This window comes from Bordetella genomosp. 8 (assembly GCF_002119685.1).
Classification (GTDB): Bacteria; Pseudomonadota; Gammaproteobacteria; order Burkholderiales; family Burkholderiaceae_B; genus Bordetella_C.
This window is the reverse complement of the sequence record NZ_CP021108.1, coordinates 3183789-3205979: the sequence shown is the minus strand read 5'-3', so window position 1 is coordinate 3205979 and position 22191 is coordinate 3183789. Positions and strand designations below refer to the sequence as shown.

21 protein-coding genes are annotated in these 22191 nt (G+C 66.6%); 7 read left to right on the top strand and 14 right to left on the bottom strand.

What is annotated here, in order from left to right; genetic code table 11:
* Positions 1–54: 54 nt before the first annotated feature.
* Positions 55–1023: a Bug family tripartite tricarboxylate transporter substrate binding protein gene (locus CAL12_RS14580; protein ID WP_086065124.1), complete on the bottom strand. Its 969-nt coding sequence runs from the start codon at positions 1021–1023 to the stop codon at positions 55–57.
* Between the two features lie 2 nt (positions 1024–1025).
* Positions 1026–1925: an amidohydrolase family protein gene (locus CAL12_RS14575; protein WP_157792996.1), complete on the bottom strand. Its 900-nt coding sequence runs from the start codon at positions 1923–1925 to the stop codon at positions 1026–1028.
* Between the two features lie 134 nt (positions 1926–2059).
* On the opposite strand from CAL12_RS14575, the gene CAL12_RS14570 reads away from it, so the two are divergent.
* Positions 2060–2968, top strand: a complete 909-nt coding sequence (locus CAL12_RS14570) for a LysR family transcriptional regulator (protein ID WP_086067887.1) — start codon at positions 2060–2062, stop codon at positions 2966–2968.
* Between the two features lie 32 nt (positions 2969–3000).
* Here the strand turns inward: CAL12_RS14570 and CAL12_RS14565 are convergent, their stop codons facing one another.
* From CAL12_RS14565 to CAL12_RS14550, 4 genes are all read right to left on the bottom strand, one after another.
* A complete protein-coding gene (locus tag CAL12_RS14565) occupies positions 3001–3969 on the bottom strand; it encodes a Bug family tripartite tricarboxylate transporter substrate binding protein (RefSeq protein ID WP_086065120.1) in 969 nt (322 codons plus the stop codon).
* 96 nt (positions 3970–4065) lie between these two features.
* A complete protein-coding gene (locus CAL12_RS14560) occupies positions 4066–5481 on the bottom strand; it encodes an MmgE/PrpD family protein (protein ID WP_157792995.1) in 1416 nt (471 codons plus the stop codon).
* Positions 5482–5601: 120 nt separating this feature from the next.
* On the bottom strand, positions 5602–6348 hold the full coding sequence (locus CAL12_RS14555; RefSeq protein ID WP_157792994.1) for a transporter substrate-binding domain-containing protein: 747 nt from the start codon (positions 6346–6348) through the stop codon (positions 5602–5604).
* 187 nt (positions 6349–6535) lie between these two features.
* A complete protein-coding gene (locus tag CAL12_RS14550; protein ID WP_332458194.1) occupies positions 6536–7678 on the bottom strand; it encodes a LysR family transcriptional regulator in 1143 nt (380 codons plus the stop codon).
* A 76-nt stretch (positions 7679–7754) separates the two neighbouring features.
* On the opposite strand from CAL12_RS14550, the gene CAL12_RS14545 reads away from it, so the two are divergent.
* Together CAL12_RS14545 and CAL12_RS14540 are read left to right on the top strand one after the other, a co-directional pair.
* Complete coding sequence (locus CAL12_RS14545; RefSeq protein WP_157792993.1) at positions 7755–8750, top strand: Bug family tripartite tricarboxylate transporter substrate binding protein; 996 nt, start codon at positions 7755–7757, stop codon at positions 8748–8750.
* A 229-nt stretch (positions 8751–8979) separates the two neighbouring features.
* A complete protein-coding gene (locus CAL12_RS14540; RefSeq protein WP_157792992.1) occupies positions 8980–10041 on the top strand; it encodes a DNA-binding protein in 1062 nt (353 codons plus the stop codon).
* Between the two features lie 66 nt (positions 10042–10107).
* Here CAL12_RS14540 and CAL12_RS14535 read toward each other — a convergent pair whose 3' ends face one another.
* Complete coding sequence (locus CAL12_RS14535; RefSeq protein ID WP_086065106.1) at positions 10108–11535, bottom strand: NAD-dependent succinate-semialdehyde dehydrogenase; 1428 nt, start codon at positions 11533–11535, stop codon at positions 10108–10110.
* 333 nt (positions 11536–11868) lie between these two features.
* Between CAL12_RS14535 and CAL12_RS14530 the strand changes: the two genes are divergently transcribed.
* Both CAL12_RS14530 and CAL12_RS14525 read left to right on the top strand, forming a co-directional pair.
* The gene (locus CAL12_RS14530; protein WP_086065105.1) at positions 11869–12852 is read left to right on the top strand and encodes a Bug family tripartite tricarboxylate transporter substrate binding protein; all 984 of its coding nucleotides are present in this window, start codon (positions 11869–11871) and stop codon (positions 12850–12852) included.
* 22 nt (positions 12853–12874) lie between these two features.
* The gene (locus CAL12_RS14525) at positions 12875–14002 is read left to right on the top strand and encodes an iron-containing alcohol dehydrogenase (protein ID WP_086065103.1); all 1128 of its coding nucleotides are present in this window, start codon (positions 12875–12877) and stop codon (positions 14000–14002) included.
* An 88-nt stretch (positions 14003–14090) separates the two neighbouring features.
* Here CAL12_RS14525 and CAL12_RS14520 read toward each other — a convergent pair whose 3' ends face one another.
* From CAL12_RS14520 to CAL12_RS14490, 7 genes are all read right to left on the bottom strand, one after another.
* Complete coding sequence (locus CAL12_RS14520; protein ID WP_086065101.1) at positions 14091–14981, bottom strand: LysR family transcriptional regulator; 891 nt, start codon at positions 14979–14981, stop codon at positions 14091–14093.
* 73 nt (positions 14982–15054) lie between these two features.
* Positions 15055–16368 carry a type II toxin-antitoxin system HipA family toxin gene (locus tag CAL12_RS14515; protein WP_086065099.1) on the bottom strand — a complete coding sequence of 438 codons (1314 nt, stop codon included), beginning with the start codon at positions 16366–16368 and terminating at the stop codon, positions 15055–15057.
* A gap of 12 nt (positions 16369–16380) precedes the next feature.
* The gene (locus CAL12_RS14510; protein WP_086065096.1) at positions 16381–16725 is read right to left on the bottom strand and encodes a helix-turn-helix transcriptional regulator; all 345 of its coding nucleotides are present in this window, start codon (positions 16723–16725) and stop codon (positions 16381–16383) included.
* 111 nt (positions 16726–16836) lie between these two features.
* Positions 16837–18027 (bottom strand): acetylornithine deacetylase, encoded by a 1191-nt coding sequence (gene argE, locus CAL12_RS14505; RefSeq protein ID WP_086065093.1) that lies wholly within the window; start codon positions 18025–18027, stop codon positions 16837–16839.
* Positions 18028–18065: 38 nt separating this feature from the next.
* Positions 18066–19043 carry a LysR substrate-binding domain-containing protein gene (locus CAL12_RS14500; RefSeq protein ID WP_086065090.1) on the bottom strand — a complete coding sequence of 326 codons (978 nt, stop codon included), beginning with the start codon at positions 19041–19043 and terminating at the stop codon, positions 18066–18068.
* Between the two features lie 125 nt (positions 19044–19168).
* Positions 19169–19840 (bottom strand): DUF1028 domain-containing protein, encoded by a 672-nt coding sequence (locus CAL12_RS14495; RefSeq protein WP_086065088.1) that lies wholly within the window; start codon positions 19838–19840, stop codon positions 19169–19171.
* A gap of 18 nt (positions 19841–19858) precedes the next feature.
* The gene (locus tag CAL12_RS14490) at positions 19859–20272 is read right to left on the bottom strand and encodes a RidA family protein (RefSeq protein WP_086065086.1); all 414 of its coding nucleotides are present in this window, start codon (positions 20270–20272) and stop codon (positions 19859–19861) included.
* A 269-nt stretch (positions 20273–20541) separates the two neighbouring features.
* Between CAL12_RS14490 and CAL12_RS14485 the strand changes: the two genes are divergently transcribed.
* Both CAL12_RS14485 and CAL12_RS14480 read left to right on the top strand, forming a co-directional pair.
* A complete protein-coding gene (locus CAL12_RS14485; RefSeq protein WP_086065085.1) occupies positions 20542–21324 on the top strand; it encodes a maleate cis-trans isomerase family protein in 783 nt (260 codons plus the stop codon).
* Between the two features lie 57 nt (positions 21325–21381).
* Positions 21382–22179, top strand: coding sequence for a transporter substrate-binding domain-containing protein (locus CAL12_RS14480; RefSeq protein WP_232464514.1), 798 nt, complete (start codon positions 21382–21384; stop codon positions 22177–22179).
* Positions 22180–22191 lie beyond the last annotated feature (12 nt).

The window sequence follows — 22191 nt, the reverse complement described above, 5'->3', positions numbered from 1 at the left end:
AATCCGAGGGGCACGCCGCGGCCGCGGCGTGCCGTCATGGTACCTCCGCGCCCGTCAGTCGACCTTGATGTTGGCGTCCTTGACCACCTTGGTCCACTTCGCCAGTTCGTCGGTCAGCGTATTCTCGAAGTCCTGTGGGGTGCCCGGGGACACGTCGGCACCCAGGGACAGCAGGTTCTTCTTCACGTCCGCGCCTTGCAAGGTCTTGACCAGGGCGCCGTTCAATTTCTCGATCACGGCGGCAGGCGTGCCGGCCGGGCACAGGATGCCCGTCGAGGTGCTCGCCTCGAAGTTCGGCAGGCCCGATTCGGCCACGGTCGGCAGGTCGGGCGCCACAGAGGAACGCGCCTTGGTGGTCACGCCCAGCGCGCGGATCTTGCCGGTCTTGACCAGCGGCATCGAAGTCGAAAGCTGGTCGAAGCGCAGGTTGATCTGGCCACCCATCAGGTCGGTCAAGGCCTGCGAGCTGCCCTTGTAGGGCACATGGACGAACTTCGTCCCGCTCATGCTTTCGAACAGCTCGGCGCTGAGATGGCTGGCGGTGCCCGTGCCGTCGGAGCCGAAGGTCAGCTTGTCCGGATGGCTTTTGGCATACGCGATGAATTCGCCCAGGGTCTTCACCGGCAGGTCATTGTTCACGACCAGGACGAAAGGCACGCGGGAGATGGGGCCGGCCGACACGAAGTCCTTGACGGGGTCCAGCTCCAGTTTCGGGTTCAAGGCTTTCGACGTCGCAAGCACCCCCGTGGATCCGAGCAGGCAGGTGTAGCCGTCCGGCGCGGCGCGCGCGACATACTGCGAACCGATCACGCCGCCGGCGCCGGCGCGGTTTTCCACGATCACCGGCTTGCCCAGCGCTTCGGACAGGCCCGTGGCGACGTTGCGGGCGGTCGTATCGATATTGCCGCCCGGCGCGAACGGCACGACCAGCTTGATCGGCTTATCGGGGTAATCGGCGGCATGGGCCGCGATCGGCAGCGCCAGCAGCGCCAGCAGGGAAGAGAGTGCGGTGAAGGGTTTCATTGTTATCGTGAGCCTTGTTCGAAGCCGTACAGCGTTGCAGGATTGGAAACCAGGATCCGTTGCCGGAGATCCTCCTCGGGTACCCAATCGCAGAATTGATCCACCAGGGCGCCGTCGTTGGGGACGACGCTGGGCGGAAACAGATCCGGGTGTGGCCAGTTCGTGCCGAACACCAGGCGATCCGGACGCGCGTCGATCAACGCGCGCATCGGTTCGATCATGTCGGTGAAGTCCGGCGCCCCGGACTTCGACCTGCGATACCAGCTGGACAGCTTGCACCAAACGTCGTCGCGCTGCCGCAGCAGGCGCACCAGGGTCTTGAACCCCGGATGTCCGATGCCTTCATCGCCCTTGATGCCGCCGAGGTGATCGATGACCAGCGGCACCGGCGTGTTCAACAGCGTCTCTTCCAGCGCGGGCAGCTCGTTCGCGGAACGCAGATGCACCTGGATGTGCCAGTTCATCGGCTTGACCCGCGCGGCCAGGACGCCGATCGCGTCCGTGCCGCCATAGCCTTTCACACTGGTCGACACACGCACGCCGCGTATGCCGCCTTCATGCAGCGCCTCGAGCTCGGCCTGGGATCCCTGCGGCGCGATACCAGCCACGCCGCGCGCGCGGTGTTGCCCCAGTTTCCTGATCGCGTCCAGGGTGGGACGATTGTCGAAACCGTAGATACTGGCGTTTACCTGCACCGTCCGCTCCAGCCCGACCGTCGCGCACATCTGCTCGTACTGCTCGATCGTGGCGAGGCCAGGGGTGTACGAGCGGTTGTCGTTCAGCGGATACTGGGCGGGGTCCTCGAACACATGGCAGTGGCAGTCGGTGGCGCCCGCGGGCAGGCGGTGCCGGGGTGTTTGCGGATGGGGGTCTTGTCTCAGGCAGTTCGGTATCGAGTTCATACAAGAAGTTTGGGGCCTTGACGGACAACGCGCATTCGGTTTCGCCGAACAGGCGTTCGCCATGTTTGAAGGTGCGGCGCCGCGGCGCCGCGCGTAACATCCTGCGGACGGCCCATGGAAGGGGGGAATGCGTCATGGATTACAGCCTGCGGGATCTGAAGTTCTTCGAGACGGTGGCCGAATTGGGCAATATCGGGCGCGCCGCCGACATGCTGGGGCGCAGCCAGCCGGCCATCACCAAGTGCATCCAACGGTTGGAAGAGTCCATCGGCGGCGAGCTGTTCGTGCGCGCGGGGCGCGGTATCACCTTGACGCCGGTGGGCGAACTGCTGTTGTTCCGCTCGCGCCAGCTCACCAGCAAGGCCGCCGAGATCGATCGCGAGCTCAGCGATTTCGCGCAGGGCAACGGCGGGCATGTGCGCATCGGGAGCGGTCTCGTGTCGGCCGACCAGATCGTGCCGGACCTGTGCGCGAAAATCCTGGCAGGCAGCGTCAGGACGACGTTCGAGATCGTGGTCGACTCCAACATCCCCTTGCGCGAGGATCTGCGCAACGGCTCCATCGATCTGCTGCTGGGCCTGCTGCCCACCGCGGATCCGGATTTCACCAGCGTCGCCATCGCCGAAGAGGTGGTGGTCGCCGTGGCGCCGAGCTCGCATCCGGTCTTCGCCGAAGCGGACCCCACGCTGGAAACGCTGCTGCAGCATCCCTGGGCGCTGCCGTCGGAAAAGCTGCCCAGCCGGCAGTGGCTGGACGCCGCCTTCACGTCGCGTGGCTTCCGCCGGCCCACGGTGCTGCTGGAAACCAATGCGCCGGCGCTGCTGCCGCGCGTGGTCTCGGACGCGGGGCTGATCGGATTCCTCCCGCGCCGCGTGCTGCGGCGCGAGCATGCTTTGGATCTCCGGGAGATTCCCATCGGCGAAACCACTTTCAGCCGCCAGTTCGGCGTGTCGTATCGACGGGCCGGCCTGCTTTCGCCCGCTGCCCGCCGCATCGTGGACATACTCGTCAGCGTCGGGCCGGCGATCCTGGCGGACGTCTGATCCGCCGCTCGATCGGCCGAACCATCCGCCGCTCAGTCCGCCGCGGGAATGCGCGCATCCTTGATGACCTTGGCCCATTTGCCGCGTTCTTCGATCACGAAGTCGCCCAATTGTCGCGGCCCCATGACCCAGGGTTCATAACCCTGTTCCAGCAGCTCCTTGCCCACGTCCGGGCGCTGCATGATCTCGACGATATCCTTGCTCAGCGTGTCGACCACGTCCGGCGGCGTGCCGGCGGGCGCGAATACGCCGAACCAGGTGGAGGCGTTGAAGCCCGGCAGCGTTTCGCTGATCGCCGGCAGTTCCGGGATGGCCTTGGAGCGTTCCGCGCTGGCGACCGCGATCGGCCGCAAGGTGTTGTTCTTGATTTGCGGAATGACCGCGCCGAGTCCCGTGAACATGATCTGCACATGGCCGGACACCAGGTCCACCATGGCTTGCGCGCTTCCCTTGTAGGGCACGTGCACGATGTCGATGCCGGCGCGCGACTTCAGCAGTTCGCCGGCAAGGTGGGGTGCGCCCCCGATGCCCGAGGATCCGAAGTTCAGTTTGCCGGGGTTGGCCTTGGCGTAGGCGATCAGTTCGGCGACGCTGTGCACGGGCAAGGCGGGATTCACCACCAGCACGTTCGATCCGACCGCGACCATCGCGATCGGCGTGAAGTCCTTGACCGGATCGTAGGGCAGGCGCTTGTACATGCTGGGATTGATGGCCATGGTGCCGGTGATGCCCGAAAACAGTGTGTAGCCGTCGGGCTTGGCATGGGCGGCCATCTCCGCGCCGATGATCGTTCCGCCGCCGGGCCGGTTGTCGACGATCACGGCCTGGCCCAGCATGGCGCCCAGGCGCTGCGAAATGATGCGCGACACGATGTCGGCGCCGCCGCCAGGCCCGAAGGGCACGATCATGCGGATCGCATGATCGGGATAGGCGGCGCCGGCCGCGGGGACGGCCCCGAACGTGGCGCAGGCGAACGCCCACGCCAGCAGTGCTGTTCTCATGTTTGTCTCCTGCGCGGATGCGGACCTCTCGGCGGGTCCGTATGTTTATTCCGTATGTTCAGCCCGTATGTTCAGCCCGTATGTCCAGCCCGACGTTCAACGTCGGCGCGGCGTCAGCGCCCGCGCCAGTTCACCGACGTCGGGCAAGGTATCCAGCTCGGCGATCATCGCGACGGTGTCGTCGATCTGGCCGGGCGAGAACAGCGCGTGCGTGCACTCGACGTATTTTTCCTTCTGGTCTTCCCAGGACGCCGGCATTTCCGGATAACCGTTGGCGTGAGAGCAGGCCCGCTTCAGCTCGCGGCCATCCTTCAGGCGTATGGTGATGCGCGATTCCGCCCAGTTCACGCCGTTCTCGCCCCATTGGCCGCGGTGATGCTTCAGGTCGTCCGGCTGCGTCACCGTGATGCGCTTCATGAAGCCGCGCACCTCGGGATCGGCGATACGCGCGTCCGCGTATTGCGCGATGCCGACCTTGCGGTCCAGGAAGGCGACCGCCATCGTATAGGGCAGGCAGAACTTGGCCCGATGCTCGTCGGATGGCTCCGCATAGGGTGCGATCGCGACGCATTGCGGCGTGCATTCGTAATGGATGTTTTCCACGTCCTCGGGCCGCAGCCGGTGTTCGTCGGCGAGCGCGATCAGGCCGTCCACGCCCGCGCCGGGCGCGGTGGAACCCGGGTGCATGCGCAGCATGGTCGTGTCCTTGCCGACTTCCAGGTCCCGGCCCAGGCCTTCGGTCATCAGGTGCAGGCGGTATTGACCCACGCCGTTGTAGGAATCGGCCAGGCCGTAGCGCTGATGGCCTTCGCCACCTTCGTCGGAACCCTCGATGATGTCGGGATCGACCACGAAGCCCTCACGCGCCAGCATGGCCGCGAAAATGCCGCTGCGCACGCCGTGGCCGACGTGATAGGCCTTGCCCATGGATCCCACGTTCTTGCGCACGCCCGATCCCGAGGACGCCATGATGCCCATGGCCATGCGGGTCTGGCGCACGTCCAGTCCCATCATGCGGCCGCAGGCGACGGCCACGCCCTGGCCGCCCACGATGCCGATGGGATGCCAGCCCTTGTCCAGCAAGGTGGGGCGCAGGCCTTTCGCGATGCGGCTGGTCACCTCGAAACCCAGAACGAAGGCTTCCAGCATCCGGGCGCCGGACAGGCGTAGCGATTCGGCCATCGCCAGGCAGCCGGGCACCAGCACGACGCTGGCGTGTCCCACGCCGCGCGTGTAGTCGTCGTACTCCAGCGCGTGCGCGGCGACCCCGTTGACGAAACCGGCCACGGGCGCGGACGTGCGCTCGTCGCGGCCGATCAAAGTGACGGAGGGATGCCCCCCCATGTGACGCGCGACATTGGCCGCCATGATGCCGGCGGGATGGTGGGCGCCGGCTACCATGATGCCTATCGTGTCGAAGAATTTGGTCTTCGCGGACCGGGCCAGGGCAGGGGTCAACACCCCTGCCGGCGTTTCGATGGCGAAGCGAGCCAACTGCTCGGTGACACCCACGGTTCTGTCTCCCACCTGTTATCGAGTGAGGCGATTATGCGCGGTGCGATCCGGGCGAATCCAATCGCTAATTCTTATCCACACATTCGTTTGATTCATGTCCGCCGGCGGGCGGACAGATCAACGATGTGCGGATCTGGCACCCTGGAATCCGGACACCTCGGTGTACTGCTCCAGTTTGCCCGACGACGCGAGCCAGTGGCTGAAGGCGGTCAGCAGCGGTCGGGCCTCGTCGTGGGCCAGGGGGACGCCCAATGCGTATTGTTCCTTGCCCCAATCGTCGGGAAGCAGCCTGGCATCCGGCATGGAAGCCGCAAGCTTCAAGAGGATGGCCTTGTTGGTGGCGAATCCGTCCAGGCGCCCCGCCTGGAGCAAGGAGGCGGCGCTGACCAGATCATCCACGGCGACGACCTCGGCCAGGGGAAACAGCTTGCCGAACTCGGTGCCCGTGGTGCTGCCTTTGCTGAAGCCGATCCGGTAGCCGCGTTCGTCCAGCTCGGCGAGTTGGTGCAAGGCCGACGCCGCCGGGGCCAGTATGCTCTTGCCAACTTCGAGCAATACCGGCGCGAAGCTGATGAATTGCTTGCGCGCCTCGGTGGCGTTGGTGAACATTAGGTCGATGTCCTGTGCTTTCATGGCGCTCAGGACGTCCGCATTGCTGTCGAAGATGCAGGGCGAGAAGGGCAGTTCCAGCTGTTCCGCCAGGCATTGCCCGATCAGGTAGCCGACGCCGCGCGGCTCCCCCGATGCGCGGTCTTCCACGTACGACGACGGGCTGCCCCGGTATAGGCCCAGCCGCAGGACGCCCTTGGGCGCGACGTGGTGGCGGTAGGCGTCTCGATCGGCGGATTGGAAGGCTGTCGTCATGGAGTCTCGTCCGTGCAAGGCCGCCGCGGCGCGTTGCGTGCGCGGTTGACGGGGCGTCCGCGGCAGTTGGTTGTTCGAAACCGCACGGCTCGAGTGTGCACGCCCTTGGCGGGCCGCGCATTCGGCGTGGCCGAAGTCCTCTTCGCAGCCAGCAGAGGCCATGATGCAAAGGCAGGAAGGGCTGGAGCTAGAGCGCGATCGCGCCGCGCCATTCGTCGGTATGCGCGAGCGCCCTGGCGACCTGCGTGAGGACCACGCGCGTCGCCAGGCCGGCGGGCGACAGCTCGTCATCCGACACGCAGGCGAGCACGCAGCGCCGTCGCATCGCGCTATCTTCGATAGGCAATGCGCGCAATGCGCGAGCGCCTTTCGAAGTGCCGTTCTGGTTGAGCATCGACAGCGCCGCTCCGGGCTGGATGGTCGCGCCCAGGCCGGCATTCACGGCATGCATGAGACTGTGGGCGCCCTCGATCTCGATCGCGATGTTTGGCGTCCGATCGAAGGCGCTCAGACTTGCGGTCAACAACTCCCGCAAGGCGTGGCGCGCGCCGGGCATGATCAGTGGCAAATCCCAGATCTGGCTCATGCGCACGGTCCTGGCATTCGCGAGCGCGCTGGGAAATCCGGGCGCGTCGAGCCGCGAAATCAGGAACAGGCGCTCATCCACGATGGGCGTATTGCTCCATCGGCTGTTCTGCGAACCGTCGAAAACCAGCGCGAAATCCAATTGGCGGGCGTTGAGCAGGCCGGTGAGATAGCTGGTCAGCCCTTCCACCAGCTTGATCCGGATGGACGGATAGCGCTCGCGCATGGCATTGAGCAGGGGCACCGCCAGGACGGCCGCGGTGGTGCTGGCCATGCCCACGCTCACCTGGCCCGAGAAACGGCCTTTCTGGGCAATGGTGGCCGCCGCGTCGACGCCGCGCAGGATCACCTGGGCCATGTGCCAGAACTTCAGTCCGGCTTCCGTGGGGAAGACACCGGTGGACCGGCGCTCGAGCAGGCAGGTCGCGAGCTCGCTTTCCAATTGGCCGATCTGCTGGCTCAACGTGGACGTGGCGATGCCGAGTTCGCCCGCGGCGCGGCCCATGCTGCTGAGCTCGACGACCCGCACGAACGACCGAAGTTGTCTGAATTCCATGTCGCGAGAGTGTAGTGGGGACCGTCGCAGCCTGGCCTGCTGCGCCGCATGATACCCGGACCCCCACGTGCGCGGGCAGGGGGGCGCCACCCCTGCGCGATGCGATCGCCATTCGCTCGCGCTGAAGAACTCTTTGGCCTGGCCGAATGCGGCCTGCGCCGGGAAGCCGCAGAATCGCTGCACTTCCACGGACCGATGACGCGGCCTGGAAAGAATGCGGGTCCGCTGGAAGTGCCGGAAACCGAAAACTATAACGGAGACACGGATGACCAGTCATCTGAAGACGCGCCGTATGCTGCTGGGTGCGATGGCCATGAGCGCCGCATTCGGCACGTTGAAAATGGCCCGCGCGGCCAACTATCCAACGCATCCAGTCCGCTTTGTGAACCCCTTCGCGCCGGGCGGCTCGGCCGACGTGCTGTCGCGCCTGATGGCATCGAAGATCGGGCCGCTCATGGGCGGCAGCCTGTTCGTCGAGAACGTGAGCGGCGCCGGTGGCACGATAGGCAGCGACAAGGTCGCGAAGGCCGACCCGGACGGCTATACGCTGCTCCTGAGCAACGTCGCGCCGCTCGCGATCGCGCCGGCGCTGTACCGTAACCTGGCTTACGACCCCGTGCGCGATTTTTCGCACGTTGCCTTGTTCGGCCAATTCCCGAACGTCCTGGTGGTCGGACCCAGGGTCCAGGCCCACGACTTCAAGGAATTCATCGCCCAGGGCAAGGCCCGCCAGGGCAAGGACAGTTATTACTTCGGTTCCGCGGGGAACGGCTCGTCGCCGCACCTGTGCGGCGAATTGCTGAAGATGAAGACGGGCATTCATGCGGAACACGTGCCGTATCGTGGCGCGGGACCGGCTTTGGTCGCCGTCATGGCCGGCGAGCTCGATTTTCAGTTCGAAAACATTTCCACGGCGATTCCGCAGATCAAGAGCGGAAAGCTGCGCGCCTTCGGCGTGACCAGCGCGAAGCGCAACGCCGCGCTGCCGGACGTGCCGACCATGGGCGAATTGGGCGTACCCGAATTCGTGGTGGGCGCCTGGTATGGCCTGGCCGGACCCAAGGGCTTGCCGCCCGCGATCCATCAGACCCTGGCCAAGGCGATCGCCCAGGCGCTCGCGGACAAGGAACTGCAGGCAAGGCTGGTTGAGCTCGGCGTGGATCCGCCGGAGGCATTGCCCGACAAGGTCAACGCGTTCATCGCCGCCGAAGTGTCCAAGTGGGCGGACGTGGTGAAGAGGAGCGGGACGACAGTGAACTGACGCGGCGGCTAGCTGACTCGGGGTCGGGCTGATTTCAGGTTCTTGGCCGAATTCGCGGCCGTTATAGGCGTGATAAATATACTATGTATTAGACGCTACATATAATGTAGGATATATGCCAAGTCGGCCATGCTATGGCGGATAAACTTTCCTTATCGCACCTTATTTGGTTTTTGACGCGCGTGGCGATCTGCGCCGCCGCGCCCCGCCGTTTCAGGAAGAGAATCCCATGGCCATCACAGAACTGGACGTCCATGCCGCCGCCGACGCGCTGCTGCGGGAAGGCGAGCGGCCGACGATCGAACGGGTGCGCCTGAAGCTCGGACGCGGTTCGCCCAACACCATCACGGGTTTCCTGAATTCCTGGTTCGCCGGGTTGGGCCAGCGCCTGGCCGGCGGTGGCCATGGCGGCTTGCCGGATCCCGTGGCGCGGCTGTCGCAGGAGCTATGGCGCGCCGCGCTGGCGCAGGCGCACGAGCAGGTGGCGGCGGGACAAACCGAAGAAGCGTCGCGGCTGGCCGCCGAAGCCCATCGCCTGGCGACGCTGGAGCAGGCGCTGGCGCAGGCAGGGGAGCGCCTGCGGTCGCGCGAGGCGGACCTGGAGCTTGGCCTGCAGGCCTTGCGCCAGCAATTGGCGGCGGCGCAGGATGCGGCCCGCGACGCCGGCGACGCGTTGCGATCCGAACGGCGCAAGGCGGCCATGGCCGAGGAAGCCGTGACCCAGGCGCGCGCCGAGGCCGAGGCTTTGCGTGCCCAGCTGGTCGACGTGCAAGGCCGTCAGGCCGATGCGCTGGCGCAGGCCCAGGCGCGGCATGCCGCGCAGGAGCGACGCTGGTTGAACGAGCTGGATGCCGAGCGGCAGGCGACCAAGCGGTTGACGGCGGAGATCGAACGCGCGCGCCAGGCCGCGGAGCGGGACCGGCAGTCGGCGGAGCGGGAACGCGAGGCGGCGGAACGCGAACGCCTATCCCTGGACCAGGAAAGGCAGGCCGCGGAACGTGCGCGAGGCGAGATGCAGGCGGCGATCGCCGCGCTGCAGGGGGAATTGCGCCAGGCGCTGCGGGGCGAAACGTCGCTGCGCGCCGAGCTGGCGGCGACGTCCGCCAGGCTGGAGGCGGAACAAGCGGCCGCGCGCGCCGCGGCGGCCGTCGCCGATACGCGCGAGGCGGAACTGCGGCAGTCGCTGGCCGAGCTATCGGCGCGGCTGGCGGGCAAGGACAGGCAACTGGACGCGCTGGCCAGTTCGCTGGCGCCGCGCCGCGCCGGCCGTCGCGGGGAGACGTCCGCCTGAGGCGTGCGCGCGGCGTTCCTACTGGCGTCCTTACCAGCGTCCCTACCGGCGTCCCTACCGGCGTCCCTACCGATGCGTGATGAACTTGGTGACCAGGTAGCCATCGAAGGTCTCCGCGCCGCCTTCGCTGCCGATGCCGCTGTCCTTGACGCCGCCAAAAGGCATTTCCGCCGCGCCGCTGCCGTAATGGTTGATATTGACCATCCCGGCTTCCAGCGCGTTCGATGCCTGCGTGGCGGTGCGTAGCGACTCCGTGAAGATGTATGAACTGAGCCCATAGGGCAGGGCGTTGGCCAGTTGTATGCCGTCTTCGAACGTGTCGAAGGGCGCGATCGGCGCGATGGGCCCGAAGGGCTCTTCGTGCATCAGGCGCGCATCGGCGGGCAGGCCGGCGACGACGGTCGGCGCGAAGAAGGAACCGCGCGTGCCGACGCGCGAGCCGCCCGTGAGCACTTCCCCCTTGCGCTGGCGGACGTCGTCCATGAAGCTTTCCATGGCGGCGACGCGGCGGTCGTGCACCAGCGGGCCCATGTCCACGCCCTGGTCCAGGCCATCGCCGACCTTCAGCGACGCGGTGATGTCGACGAAGCGCGCGACGAACTTGTCGTAGGCCTTGCGCTGCACGAAAAAGCGCGACGGTGAAATGCACACCTGGCCCGCGTTGCGCATCTTGAAGCGGGCCAGGATATCGGCGGCACGGTCCAGGTCGGCGTCGTCGAACACCAGGACGGGCGCGTGTCCGCCCAGTTCCATGGTCATGCGCTTCATATGGCTGGCGGCCAGTGCCGCCACCTGCTTGCCGACGGCGGTCGAGCCGGTGAACGAGACCTTGCGGACGATGGGCGAGCGGATCAGGTAGCTCGAAATATCCGCCGGGACGCCCCAGACCAGGTTCAGGCAGCCGGCCGGCAAGCCGGCGTCGTGCAGGGCGCGCACCAGGGCGATGACGCCGCTGGGGCTGTCCTCGGGGCCCTTGATGACGAGCGTGCAGCCGCTGCCCAGGGCCGCGAATACCTTGCGCGATGCCTGGCCGATCGGGAAGTTCCACGGCGAGAAGGCCACGCAGACGCCGACCGGCTCGCGCACCACGAACTGGCGGACGTCGGCCTGGCGGGGAGGGATGACGCGGCCATAGACGCGGCGGCCTTCTTCGGCGTGCCAGTCGGCATGTTCGGCGCTCTTGTCGGTCTCCGCCAGCGCTTCGGACAAGGGCTTGCCCTGGTCCAGCGAAATATTGCGGGCGATGTCCTGGACGCGCTCGCGCAGCAGGTCGCCGGCCTTGCGCAGGATCGCGGAGCGCTCCATGGGGGAAGTGCGCTTCCAGGTCTCGAAGGCTTTTTGCGCCCCGGCCAGGGCCTGGTCCAGGTCCTCGGTGGTTGCATGGGGCAACTGGCCCAGGATTTCGCCGGTGGCGGGATTGGTGATCGACTGCGTGGCTCGCCCTTCGGCGGAGATAAAGCGGCCGTTGATGTAAAGGGCGGGTTGTTCGTACATCGTTGTCTCCTGTTGTTCCGCAGCGCCTGCGATGCGACGGCCCATCGTATCAGCGGCATGGCGGCGCCGATTTCCTTTTGGGAACGCCACTGTTCTCGTTTGGAAAAAGCGGCGGCCGGCGTTCCGGCGGCCGGCGATCCGGCGGCTGGCGTCCATGACTCTGCTCGCTGCCCGCCGACTCTTGCCCGTCGGAGAACTGCGATGTTCCAAAATTTCAATGCAGTCCGCGCCGGGCTGTCCATAATCTCTCCTGGCGCCTGATACGCAAGACAGGGCGCCACGGACGCCGCCATCAGGCCGGCGCCGCATAACCAGAACAAAATGGAGACACTCATGGGCCCGTCCCGGACGCTCAAGCATTTTCTTGCCGCCGTGGCGGCGCTGGCCAGCCTGGCATCGGCCGCACCGGCTTCGGCCGATTACCCGGACCGTCCCGTATCGGTCGTCGTCGGTTTCCCGGCCGGCGGATCCGCCGATCCCTTCGCGCGCCTGTTCGGCCAGGAGCTATCCAAGAAGTGGGGCCAGCCCGTCGTCATCGAGAACAAGGCCGGCGCCAACGCCTTGATCGGCACGAACTACGTCGCCAAGGCGCCGCCGGACGGCTACACGCTGCTGGTGGCCCTGGGCAACCACACGATGAACCCGGCGATGTACAAGGGCATGCAGTTCGATACGTCCAAGGACTTCGCTCCCATCGCGCTGCTGGCGCTGGCGCCCAACGTGCTGGTGGTGCGCGACAGCTTCCCCGCGAAGAACTTCCAGGAGTTCCTGCAAGTGCTCAAGCAGAATCCCGGCAAGTACACCTATGCGTCGTCGGGCAACGGCGGCACGCCGCACCTGGCGGGCGTGCTGTTCAGCCAGAAGACCGGCACGTCCATCCTGCACGTGCCGTACAAGGGCGCCGCGCCGGCGATCGCCGACCTGATGGGCGGCACCGTGGATATGTCCTTCGCCACCCTCAGCTCCGCGCTGCCGCAGATCAAGGCGGGCAAGATCCGCGCGCTGGCCATCACCTACGACAAGCGCGTGCCGCAGCTGCCCGACGTACCGTCGCTGGACGAACTGGGTGTGAAGGGCGTGAACATCGCCACCTGGTACGGATTCCTGGCGCCGGCCGGCACGCCGCCCAAGGTCGTCGAGAAAATCCATGCCGACCTGGCCGAGATCGCGGCGCGGCCCGCCGTGCAGGAACAGCTCACGACCATGCTGGGTTCGGTCATCATCTCCGAAGGTCCGAAGCAGTTTCAGCAGCGCATCGACAAGGAGCTGGCCGAATGGGACGTGGCGATCAAGCAGGCCGGCGTGTCGTTGAATTGAGTTTCACCAGGGAGCAACCCGCGTGTCCATCCTCCAGTTCCTGACCAAAGTGCATTTCGACTACGGCAGCCGGCGCGAATTGCCCGGCGAGCTGGCGCGCAATGGCGTGAAGCGCCCCATGTTCGTGACCGACAAGGGGCTGATCGCGGCCGGCGTCTTCGCGATGGCGACCGAGCCCCTGGACGCGGCCGCCACGGGCGGTCGCCCGCTCGCCGTGTTCGACGACACGCCGGCCAATCCGACCGAAGACGCGGTGGAAGCCGGCCACGCCATGTTCGTGCGCGAGCAGTGCGACGGCATCGTGGCGATCGGCGGGGGCGCCTCGCTGGACCTGGCCAAGGCCATCGCCGTCATGTGCGGCGATCCGGCGCCGTTGTGGGAGTACTGCAATCGCCACGCCAAGCCGCGCCCGGTGGCCGATACGCCGCCGCTGGTCGTGCTGCCCACCACGTCGGGCAGCGGCAGCGAAGTCGGCCGCTCGGCGGTGATCATTTTCCGCAACGGCATCAAGGCCGGGGTAGGGTGTCCGAACGTCGTCAAGGCGGCGATCTGCGATCCCGAGCTGACCCTGGGCCTGCCGCGCTACATGACGGCCGCGACCGGCATGGACGCGTTGACGCATTGCGTCGAAACCTTTTGCTCGCCCACCGTGAATCCGCCGGCCGACGCCATCGCGCTGGACGGTCTGAAGCGGGTCTACGCCAACATCGAACGCGTCACCGAAGACGGCAGCGATCGCGAAGGCCGCTGGCACATGATGATGGGCGCGCTGGAAGGCGCCATCTGTTTCCAGAAGGGGCTGGGCGCGGTGCATTCCATGTCGCATGCGCTGGGCGCGCTGAACCATCACCACGGCACCCTCAACGCCATCCTGCTGCCGCACGTGATCGGCTACAACCGCGAGTGGCTGGCGGACAAGCTGCCGCCGCTGCGCCTGGCCATGGGCCTGCCCGCGGACGCGGACCTGCGGCAGGTCTTCCTGGACCTGAATGCGCGCCTCGGGCTGCCGGCCGGGCTCAAGGCGCTGGGCGTGGAGGAAAGCATCTTCGACGCCATCGCCGACGCATCGCTGGCGGACAATGCCCACAAGACCAATCCGCGTCCGCTGGACAAGCAGGATTACCTGACGCTGCTGCGGGCCGCGTATTGATCCACGCCATGCGCATGCCGACAGCGCGTGCCCCGCATGCCGGCCGCGGACGCGCATCCCGCGGCGCCGTGCGTATCCGGCCGCCGCGCTATGCCGCGGGCCGCAGCACGTCCACCAGCTCGTCGACCGCCTTGTCGCGGTCCCGTATGTGCCGTACGCAGATGTAGAACTGCCGTTCGGCCCATTCGTCTTCCAGCCGCAGCCATGCCAGGCCCATGTCGACCAGGTATTTGCTGGCGATCGCCTCCGGCAGCACGGCCAGGCCCAGGCCTTCCTGCACCATGCGGCAGCGTGCCTCGAAGTTGGACACCTGCAAGCGGACGTTCGGCGGCCGCGACACCGACTGGTCCACATAGGCCAGGAACTGGTCGAAGGAGTGGCGCGGAAAGTATCCCACCAGGTCGTAGTCGACCGCGTCTTCCAGGTGGACCGCCTGGCGCCGGGCCAGGGGATGGCCCAGCGGCACCACCAGGCCGACGCGATCGCGGATATAGGGATAGGACAGGACGCCGGGCGCGGGATGGCGGCCGTGGTAGATGCCGATGTCGGCCCGGTCTTCCACCACCATGCGCGGGATCTCGTCGCTGTAGCACTCCAGCAGGTCCACGCTGACCCTGGGATTGGCCCGCAGGTAGCGGCCGATCTGCGCGGGCAGCATCACCAGGATGGGTGAGGGCACGCTGGCCAGGCGGATCTTGGCCATGCCGTCCACGGCGTAGCCTTCCACGGCCGCTTCGGCCAGTTGCAGGCTGCGCAGGATGGCCTTGGCGCGCTGGTATAGCAGCATGCCGGCGGGCGTCGGTTCGACGCCCCTGCCATGGCGGTGCAGCAGGACGCGGTTCAGGTGCCGTTCCATCTCCGCGACGCGCTTGCTGGCCGCCGACGTGACCAGGCTTTGCCGCTCGGCCGCCTTGGACAGGCTTTTTTCCTCCACCGCCGCGACGAATATCTTCAGGGCTGGTATGTCCAGGCCACTCATTTTTTGCTCCCCCGATGTGCCGGTGCAGATGCCGGCAAGGCCGACAAGTGTAGCGTCCGGCCCCGCCGAGGGCTTACGGCGCGGCGCCGTCGGCACGCCAGGCCGACAGCGACGATTCGATTCGTTCGATTTCATCGGGCGTCATGCCGGCCTGCTCGTAGTAGCGGCGGCGTTGCGCGACCACCGCGCGCACGCGGTCCAGGATGGAGCGCGCGGCTTCCTCGCCGCGCAGGCCGAAGCGGCGGTATTCGGTCAGGCAGTTCTCGAAGGAGCTCAGCCGTCCCTGCGCGCCGACGTGCAGATAATGCCTGGCCGAGCCCTCCTGCGTGGTGACGTCGAACAGCGGCGCGAGCCGGTAGGTATCGGCGTCTTCGTCCTTCAGGAAGCCGATGTTCTTGAGGTGGTCGTCGGTGTTGTGGACGGCCACGTTCAGCATCATGCGCGCGTACAGTTCCTTCAGGTCGTGTATGGGATTGGACGACACGCGGCGGACCACGTCCGCCAGGCGCGCATAGGAGTAGGTCGCCTTGCCGCGCGGACCGTCCAGCTCGCGCTTGCCGATCTGTACCGATGGACTGATCAGCGCCGCGCCGCTCAGGAAATGGCGGCGCGCGACCACCGGCCCGGTGGCATCCCTGGCCGGCAGCAGGCCGCGGTCGAAACGGTGCGTCAGCAGTACCGCGCCCAAGTGCGTGTCCACCAGCCGGATTTCCGGCACGCTCAGGCCGATGTCGCGGGCCATGCGCAGATTGGCGTATTCCACGCGCTGCCGATCGTAGGATTCGCCGCGGCGCGGGAATTTGGCGATCCACATTTCGCCGCGATCGTCGCGCACGATGGTCTTGGGACGCGCGCCGCCGATGTCCCACGAACTGCCCAGCAGGTCGCGGTACAGGCCCTTGGGCTTGATGCCCTGGTCGATATCGGCGATCAGGTCCGTCAGCGATTCCACCTGCGTGATTTCAGGCAGGCGGTACACCTTGCGCATGTTCGGCGTCAGCAGCCGGGCGCTGAAGAAGAGGGCGCCCACGCCCATGCCGCGGCCTTTCAGCAGGACCTCGTCTTCCGGCACGCGGGCGCCGGCGTTGTCCATGCGCATGACGTTGCGGCCCCAGGCGTCGGGTGCGGCGTCGAATATCGCGCCCAGGGTTTCATAGCGGCTGGTGGTGCTGAAGGTCGTGCTGGTGTCGATCAGGGGCAGGTTCAGCGGGTCCAGCGGGAAGGCGCGCGGGTCGTTCACATAGGACTGCACATAGGTGAACTGCGCGAAGAAGCGGTCCTCGCCGGCGTCGTCCAGGGTGAGCAGGCCGCACAGCACGGCTTCGCCACGGATGTCGACGTAGACGTAGAGCTCGGCTTCCACGGCTTTGTCCTTGCGGTTCTTCATGGGGCCGTCGCGCTATAGCTTGGCGGGGTCGGCACGGTGTGCTTGCGCGGCCTTGCGGGAGCCGCGGGCCGGCCGGCGTACGGCATCCAGGCGCAACCCCACCTTGTCCTGCAGCGGATCGGCCAGCGCGAAGACCTGGTCGCCGAAGCCGTACTGGAGCAGGGCTTCCACCAGCAGTGCCGCCGAGACGCCGCCATCGCCTTTTTCCAGGCGCACGATCGTCGAGCGGGATACGCCCAGGCGCCCGGCGAGTCCGGCTTCGGTCTCGGCGCGGCGCAGGCGGGCGGTGCGCAGGTTGTCGCCGAGGCGGGCGAGCGCGTCGGCGGCATCGAAACTGGGTTCGATCTTCTTTTTCATGACTCAATAATAGTACTTTTTAAGGCCCAACGTACTATTAATGAGGCACCTTCCGGGGAAGCGGGGCTGGCTGCGAAACCGGGGCGAATTGTACTATTAATAAGTCATTAATCAGGATAATGATTCATTAACGCAGAGATAGTCCGTCAGCCGCGCCATCATCAGGTCGCAAGCGTCGATCTGCGCAAGCTCGACGTATTCGTCCGCTTTGTGCGCGACCTCGATGCTGCCGGGGCCGCATACCAGCACGGGCGTGTCGGTCCATTGCTGGCGGAACAGGCCGCCCTCGGTGCCGAAGGCAACCTTGGTGCGCGCCGTGCCCTTGGGCAGCAGCGAGGCCAGCAGGCGCACGGCGGGCGTGTCCTCCGCCGTGGACAGGCCGGGGTAGGCGTTGACGATGTCGACCTGGGGCGGCGCGGCGTCGGGCAAGGCCTGGGCTTCCCGCATCCTGGCCTGCGTACGTTCCAGCACACGGGCCAGGATGTCGGCGGGATCGTCTTCCATCACGTTGCGGATCTCGAAGTTCACTTCGCATTCCTGCGGCACGATGTTCAGCGCCGTGCCGCCGCGTATCGTGCCCGCGTGGATCGTCGAGTACGGAATGGCATAGCCGTCTTCGCGCGGGCCGCTGGCGCTGAGGTCGCGCTGCACGTCGCGCAGGGCGGCCACCAGGTCGGTCGCCGTGTGGATGGCGTTGACGAAACGCGGGGCCAGGCCCGAGTGGCCCGCCTGGCCGCAGCACAGGGCGCGGTAGGCCGCCTTGCCCTTGTGGCCGGTGCCGATTTTCATCAGCGTGGGTTCGCCGACGATGACCAGGGCAGGCGCGGGGCGCATGTCCGCCAGGGCGCGGATCAGGTGGCGCACGCCGACGCAGCCGATTTCCTCGTCGAAGGACAAGGCCAGGTGCAGGGGGCGCCGCAGGGGACGGCGAGCGGCGTGGATCATGGCCATGACCGCGCAGGCGACGAAGCCTTTCATGTCCGCGCTGCCGCGTCCGTACAGGCGGCCATCCTTTTCCGTGGCCTCGAAAGGCGGCGTGGTCCAGGGCTGGCCCTTGGTGGGAACGACGTCGGTGTGGCCGGAGAGCATCACGCCGGGCAGGTCGCGCGGCCCGACGGTGGCGAACAGGTTGCAGCGGCTGGCGTCGTCCGGGTCCGGGACCAGCATCGAATCGATGCCGGCCGCGCCCAGCAGCTCGCGCACGCGCGCCATGAGGTCGGCATTGGGTGTCAGCGTGACCGAGGGAAAGGCGATCAGTTCGCGCAGCAGGTCCAGGCTGGTGGTGGGGGCGGGCTTGCTCATCGATAGGCTCATGGAGTGTGGGTCGGGGCGATGCGCGCTCATCGCGGCGGCGGCTCGCCCTCGCCCGGGATATAGGGATCGAAAAAGCTGCCCGCGCTCATGCCCGGTATGTACTGGTCCGAGATGTACGAGCGGCAGCGCTGCATGAAGGCCTGCGTCAGGCGCGAGGGCTTCAAGGGCTTGTAGGTGGCCAGCCCCAGCAGCATGGGCCGATGCTCGCCGGCCAGGCGCAGGCGCACCAGCCGCTTGCCGTCCAGCGACTGGGTGGATTTCGGGCGCACGTTGAACAGGGCGTAGCCGATGCCGTTGGCGACCATGGAGCGGACCACGTCTTCCGAGCGCGAGCGCGCCACGACGTTCGGCTCCAGGCCGGCCTTGGCGAACAGCGACATGAAGTACTCGCGGCTCATGGGCAGGTCCAGGAGCACCATGGGTTGCGCCGCCAGTTCGTCCAGCGTGACGGCGATCTGCTGGGCCAGGGGGTGCAATTCGCTGACCAGCACGTGCGGCGGCAGATGGGCCAGCGTTTCGAAGTTCATCTCCTCGCCCAACTGCAGGTCGTAGGTGATGGCCATGTCGATTTCCAGCGTATGCAGGCGGCTGATCATCTCCTGCTGGTCGCCTTCGACCATGTGCAGCTCGACCTTCTCGAAGGCCCGCGAAAACCCGTAGATCACCTCGGGCGCGATCATCGCGGCCAGCGGCTGGAAGCAGCCGACCCGCAGCACGCCCTGCAGGGTGTCGCTCGACACCGAGGCGATTTCGTACAGGCGCGACGCGCGCTCCAGCAGTTCCTCGCATTCCTGCATGACCTGCGCGCCCAGGATGGTCAGCGCCAGCCCCTTGGAGGGATGCCGCACGAAGAGCTGGACGCTCAGTTCGGTTTCGATATGGGCGATAGCGGCCGAGATCGAGGGCGGCGAGATGTGGATCTGGGCGGACGCCGCGGCGATGCTGCCGTGCTTGGCGGTCGCGACGAAGTACTCCATCTGGCGCAGGGAAATGCGATTGAGCATGGTCCGGGTCTAGGCAACGGGAACGGGCCGACCCCCGGGATCGCCGGGCGCATCGCCGGGGTTCGAAGGCTCAACCTTACCAGCGATGCGCGCCTGCGCCATGCGGGGATCGCGCCGACCCGCGTTCAGAGGTCGCCCGGCACGCCGAAACTGGGCGCGGCGCGCGGATCGCGGGCGCGCGTGATGTAGTCCTGCACCTGCGGCTCGTAGACTTTCCAGGCATCGTAGAGCGCCTCGATGGGGCCGGTTTCCATCCAGTCCAGCCGCAGGTCGACGATGGGCCATGGCAGGTCGGCAACCACCATCAACCCCGCCGAATGAACCGGACCTTCCTCGCCGCCGGCGGCCTGGCCGGCCAGCATGGCCTGCATCAGCCGTTCGGCCAGCGAGCCCTGGGCCTGTTCGAAGGCGGCCAGCATGGCCCGCGGCACGTCCAGCGTGGCCAGCATATTGCCCGCGCAGGCGGCATGTTCGCCGGCAATGCTGGAGATGGTGCCCAGGCAGCTTGCGCCGGTATGGATCGCCGGCGCGTGCGTGGCATCGATGGCCATGAGCTGGCGATAGTCGATGTAGGGACGCTGCAGCAGTTCGTCCAGGGCCTGTTGCGGCGTGCGGCCGGCCTCCATCAGGTCCAGGGCGGCCGGGCCCAGCGCCGGGTCGGTGATGTTCTGGCTGACCGCGGCGCCTACGCCGGCGCGCGCGCGGATACAGCGCGACGCCACGGCGGGCGACGACGACGAAACGGCCGCGCCGAACTGGCTCGAGCGCGGGCAGCGCGCGATGATGGAGAAGGTCATGTGGGAACCCCGGTGGCGTCAGTCGGGAATGACGGCGGTGGCGTCGATTTCCACCAGCCATTCGGGACGGGCCAGCGCGGAAACCACGATACCCGTCGACACCGGGAACACGCCCTTGAGCCAGCGGCCGACCACGCGGTACACCGGCTCGCGATAGCGCGGATCGATGATGTAGATGGTGATCTTGCAGATGTGTTCCAGTTCGCCGCCGGCTTCCTTCAGCAGCATGGCGATGTTGGACATGGCCTGCTCCGCCTGCCCGGCCGCGTCGCCGATGCAGACGCTTTCCGAGGTGTCCAGGTTCTGGCCGATCTGCCCGCGCAGGAATACGGTGCTGCCGCGCGCGACCACGGCCTGGCACAGGTCGTTGTCCAGGTTCTGTTCGGGGTAGGTGGCCTTGGTATTGAAGGTGCGGATGCGGGTATGTTTCATGGCGGCGTCTGCGAGTGTGCGCGCCCGGGACGGGCGACGGCGGAACGGGCGGCGGCGCGCGAGGGCGCGCGGCCTGGATGGACGCCATGGTCGAACGGACCGGCGGCCGCGCCTATTTGTATTTTCCGGCGGGCCAACTCGGAATTTCCGAGCATGCCAGGCGCGCGTCAGGAAATGCGAGCCATGCGTAAGGAAAAGGCGACTTGGTCGCCGGAAGGGCCTCTCCCATCATTAGCCGCATCCAAAACGATTTTCAAAAGGGGCGGCATATGTCCAATACGCGGGAATATCCCCGTTTCCGTTATGACGGTTCCGGAGACCTCGCTCGCATCGGCCTGATCTACATCGCGTCCAGCGTGGTCATGGAAGAAGAGATGTGGGCCATGTCGGCGCCAGGCGTATCCACCCACACGGCGCGCGTCAAGCTGCCCAAGGTCACCGTCCAGGGCATCGAGGAAATGATGAACGCGCCGGAACTGGAGCTGGCGGCCCGCATGGCCGCCGCGCCCCCCATCGACGTGCTGCTGTTCGGTGGCACCAGCGCATCCTTCCTGCACGGCACGGCCTACGACCGCGCGCTGACGGAAAAGATGCGCCAGTGGGCGCCCCAGCCCAAGATCACCACCGCCTCCACCGCCACGCTGGCGGCCCTCCAGAAGGTCAAGGCAGGCAAGGTCGCCCTGGCGACGCCGTACGTGTCCGAAATCCACGAGCGTGCGATCCGCTTCCTGGAGGAAAACGGCCACCAGGTCGTGAAAAGCAATCACCTGGGCATTTCCAGCGACCACGCCTTGGCGGAAGTGTCCCTGGAACAGGTGTACGACCACGTGCTGTCGGTGGACCATCCCGATGCCACGGCGATTTTCGTCTCCTGCACCAATTTCAGGACGGTGGGCGCGATCGAAGCGCTCGAACAACGGCTGGGCAAGCCGGTCGTGTCGGCCATCCAGGCATCGTTCTGGCACTGCCTGGAACTGACCGGCGTCGCCGGCGCGAAACCGGGTTACGGCTCGCTGTTCGAAGGCAGGATCGCGGACGGCGGCAGGGATTGAAGCGGGGCCCGCATGCGCGGGTACCGTCAGACCAACAACAGGCAGCAAGGGGAAACCATGAAACTCGATCGTCTATTGAAAGCCGCGGCGCTGTTCGCCACGATGGCCGTCACCGCCGGGCCGGCGCCGGCGGCCGCCGAAAAACTGGTGCTGGGCAACGAGGGCAGCTATCCCCCGTTCAGCATGGTGAACGCTTCCGGCGAGCTGACCGGACTCGAACCCGACCTGGCTCGCGAGATGTGCAAGCGGATGAACGCGGATTGCGAGATCGTCGTCATGGACTTCAAGGGCCTGATTCCGGCCTTGCTGCAGAAGAAACTGGATGCGGTGGTCAGCCAGACCAAGCCCTTGCCGGAACGCAAGGAGAAAGTGCTTTTCGGGCGTCCGGTGCTCTTCAATCCGGATTCCTACGTGATCCCGGCGAACAAGAACTACACCTTCACGAAGGAAGGCCTGAAAGGCTTGCGCATCGGCCTGCAGCGCGGGTCGGCCCAGGCCAAGTATGTTTCCGAGCAATTCGGCGAGGCCGTGCAGATCGTTTATTACGACAATCCCGACCAGATTCGCCTGGACCTGGCCAGCGGGCGCCTGGATCTGAGCCTGGGACCCAAGATCAGCTGGACCAACGAATTCCTGTCCAAGCCGGCCGGCAAGGATTGGAAATTCGCCGGCGGCGACCTGTGGACGGGCGGCGGCGAGGCCGGGTCGAGCTGGATTACCCGCAAGGACACGCCTGAGTTGCTGGCCCGCATGAACCAGGCGCTGGACAGCATCATCCGCGACTGCACGTTCACCAAGCTGCGCAAGAAATACATGCAAGTCGAGCTGTTGCCCGAAGAAGCGGCCTGCCGCTGACGCCGGCCGGCC

Excerpts from the sequence above, each read along its gene's own strand:
- CAL12_RS14485 (WP_086065085.1), top strand. The coding sequence starts at position 20,542 with ATGTCCAATACGCGGGAATATCCCCGTTTCCGTTATGACGGTTCCGGA.
- CAL12_RS14570 (WP_086067887.1), top strand. The coding sequence starts at position 2,060 with ATGGATTACAGCCTGCGGGATCTGAAGTTCTTCGAGACGGTGGCCGAA.
- CAL12_RS14490 (WP_086065086.1), bottom strand. The coding sequence starts at position 20,272 with ATGAAACATACCCGCATCCGCACCTTCAATACCAAGGCCACCTACCCC.
- CAL12_RS14515 (WP_086065099.1), bottom strand. The coding sequence starts at position 16,368 with ATGAAGAACCGCAAGGACAAAGCCGTGGAAGCCGAGCTCTACGTCTAC.
- CAL12_RS14530 (WP_086065105.1), top strand. The coding sequence starts at position 11,869 with ATGGGCCCGTCCCGGACGCTCAAGCATTTTCTTGCCGCCGTGGCGGCG.
- argE (WP_086065093.1), bottom strand. The coding sequence starts at position 18,027 with ATGAGCAAGCCCGCCCCCACCACCAGCCTGGACCTGCTGCGCGAACTG.
- CAL12_RS14520 (WP_086065101.1), bottom strand. The coding sequence starts at position 14,981 with ATGAGTGGCCTGGACATACCAGCCCTGAAGATATTCGTCGCGGCGGTG.
- CAL12_RS14580 (WP_086065124.1), bottom strand. The coding sequence starts at position 1,023 with ATGAAACCCTTCACCGCACTCTCTTCCCTGCTGGCGCTGCTGGCGCTG.
- CAL12_RS14555 (WP_157792994.1), bottom strand. The coding sequence starts at position 6,348 with ATGACGACAGCCTTCCAATCCGCCGATCGAGACGCCTACCGCCACCAC.
- CAL12_RS14565 (WP_086065120.1), bottom strand. The coding sequence starts at position 3,969 with ATGAGAACAGCACTGCTGGCGTGGGCGTTCGCCTGCGCCACGTTCGGG.
- CAL12_RS14545 (WP_157792993.1), top strand. The coding sequence starts at position 7,755 with ATGACCAGTCATCTGAAGACGCGCCGTATGCTGCTGGGTGCGATGGCC.
- CAL12_RS14500 (WP_086065090.1), bottom strand. The coding sequence starts at position 19,043 with ATGCTCAATCGCATTTCCCTGCGCCAGATGGAGTACTTCGTCGCGACC.
- CAL12_RS14495 (WP_086065088.1), bottom strand. The coding sequence starts at position 19,840 with ATGACCTTCTCCATCATCGCGCGCTGCCCGCGCTCGAGCCAGTTCGGC.
- CAL12_RS14575 (WP_157792996.1), bottom strand. The coding sequence starts at position 1,925 with ATGAACTCGATACCGAACTGCCTGAGACAAGACCCCCATCCGCAAACA.
- CAL12_RS14535 (WP_086065106.1), bottom strand. The coding sequence starts at position 11,535 with ATGTACGAACAACCCGCCCTTTACATCAACGGCCGCTTTATCTCCGCC.
- CAL12_RS14540 (WP_157792992.1), top strand. The coding sequence starts at position 8,980 with ATGGCCATCACAGAACTGGACGTCCATGCCGCCGCCGACGCGCTGCTG.
- CAL12_RS14510 (WP_086065096.1), bottom strand. The coding sequence starts at position 16,725 with ATGAAAAAGAAGATCGAACCCAGTTTCGATGCCGCCGACGCGCTCGCC.
- CAL12_RS14480 (WP_232464514.1), top strand. The coding sequence starts at position 21,382 with ATGAAACTCGATCGTCTATTGAAAGCCGCGGCGCTGTTCGCCACGATG.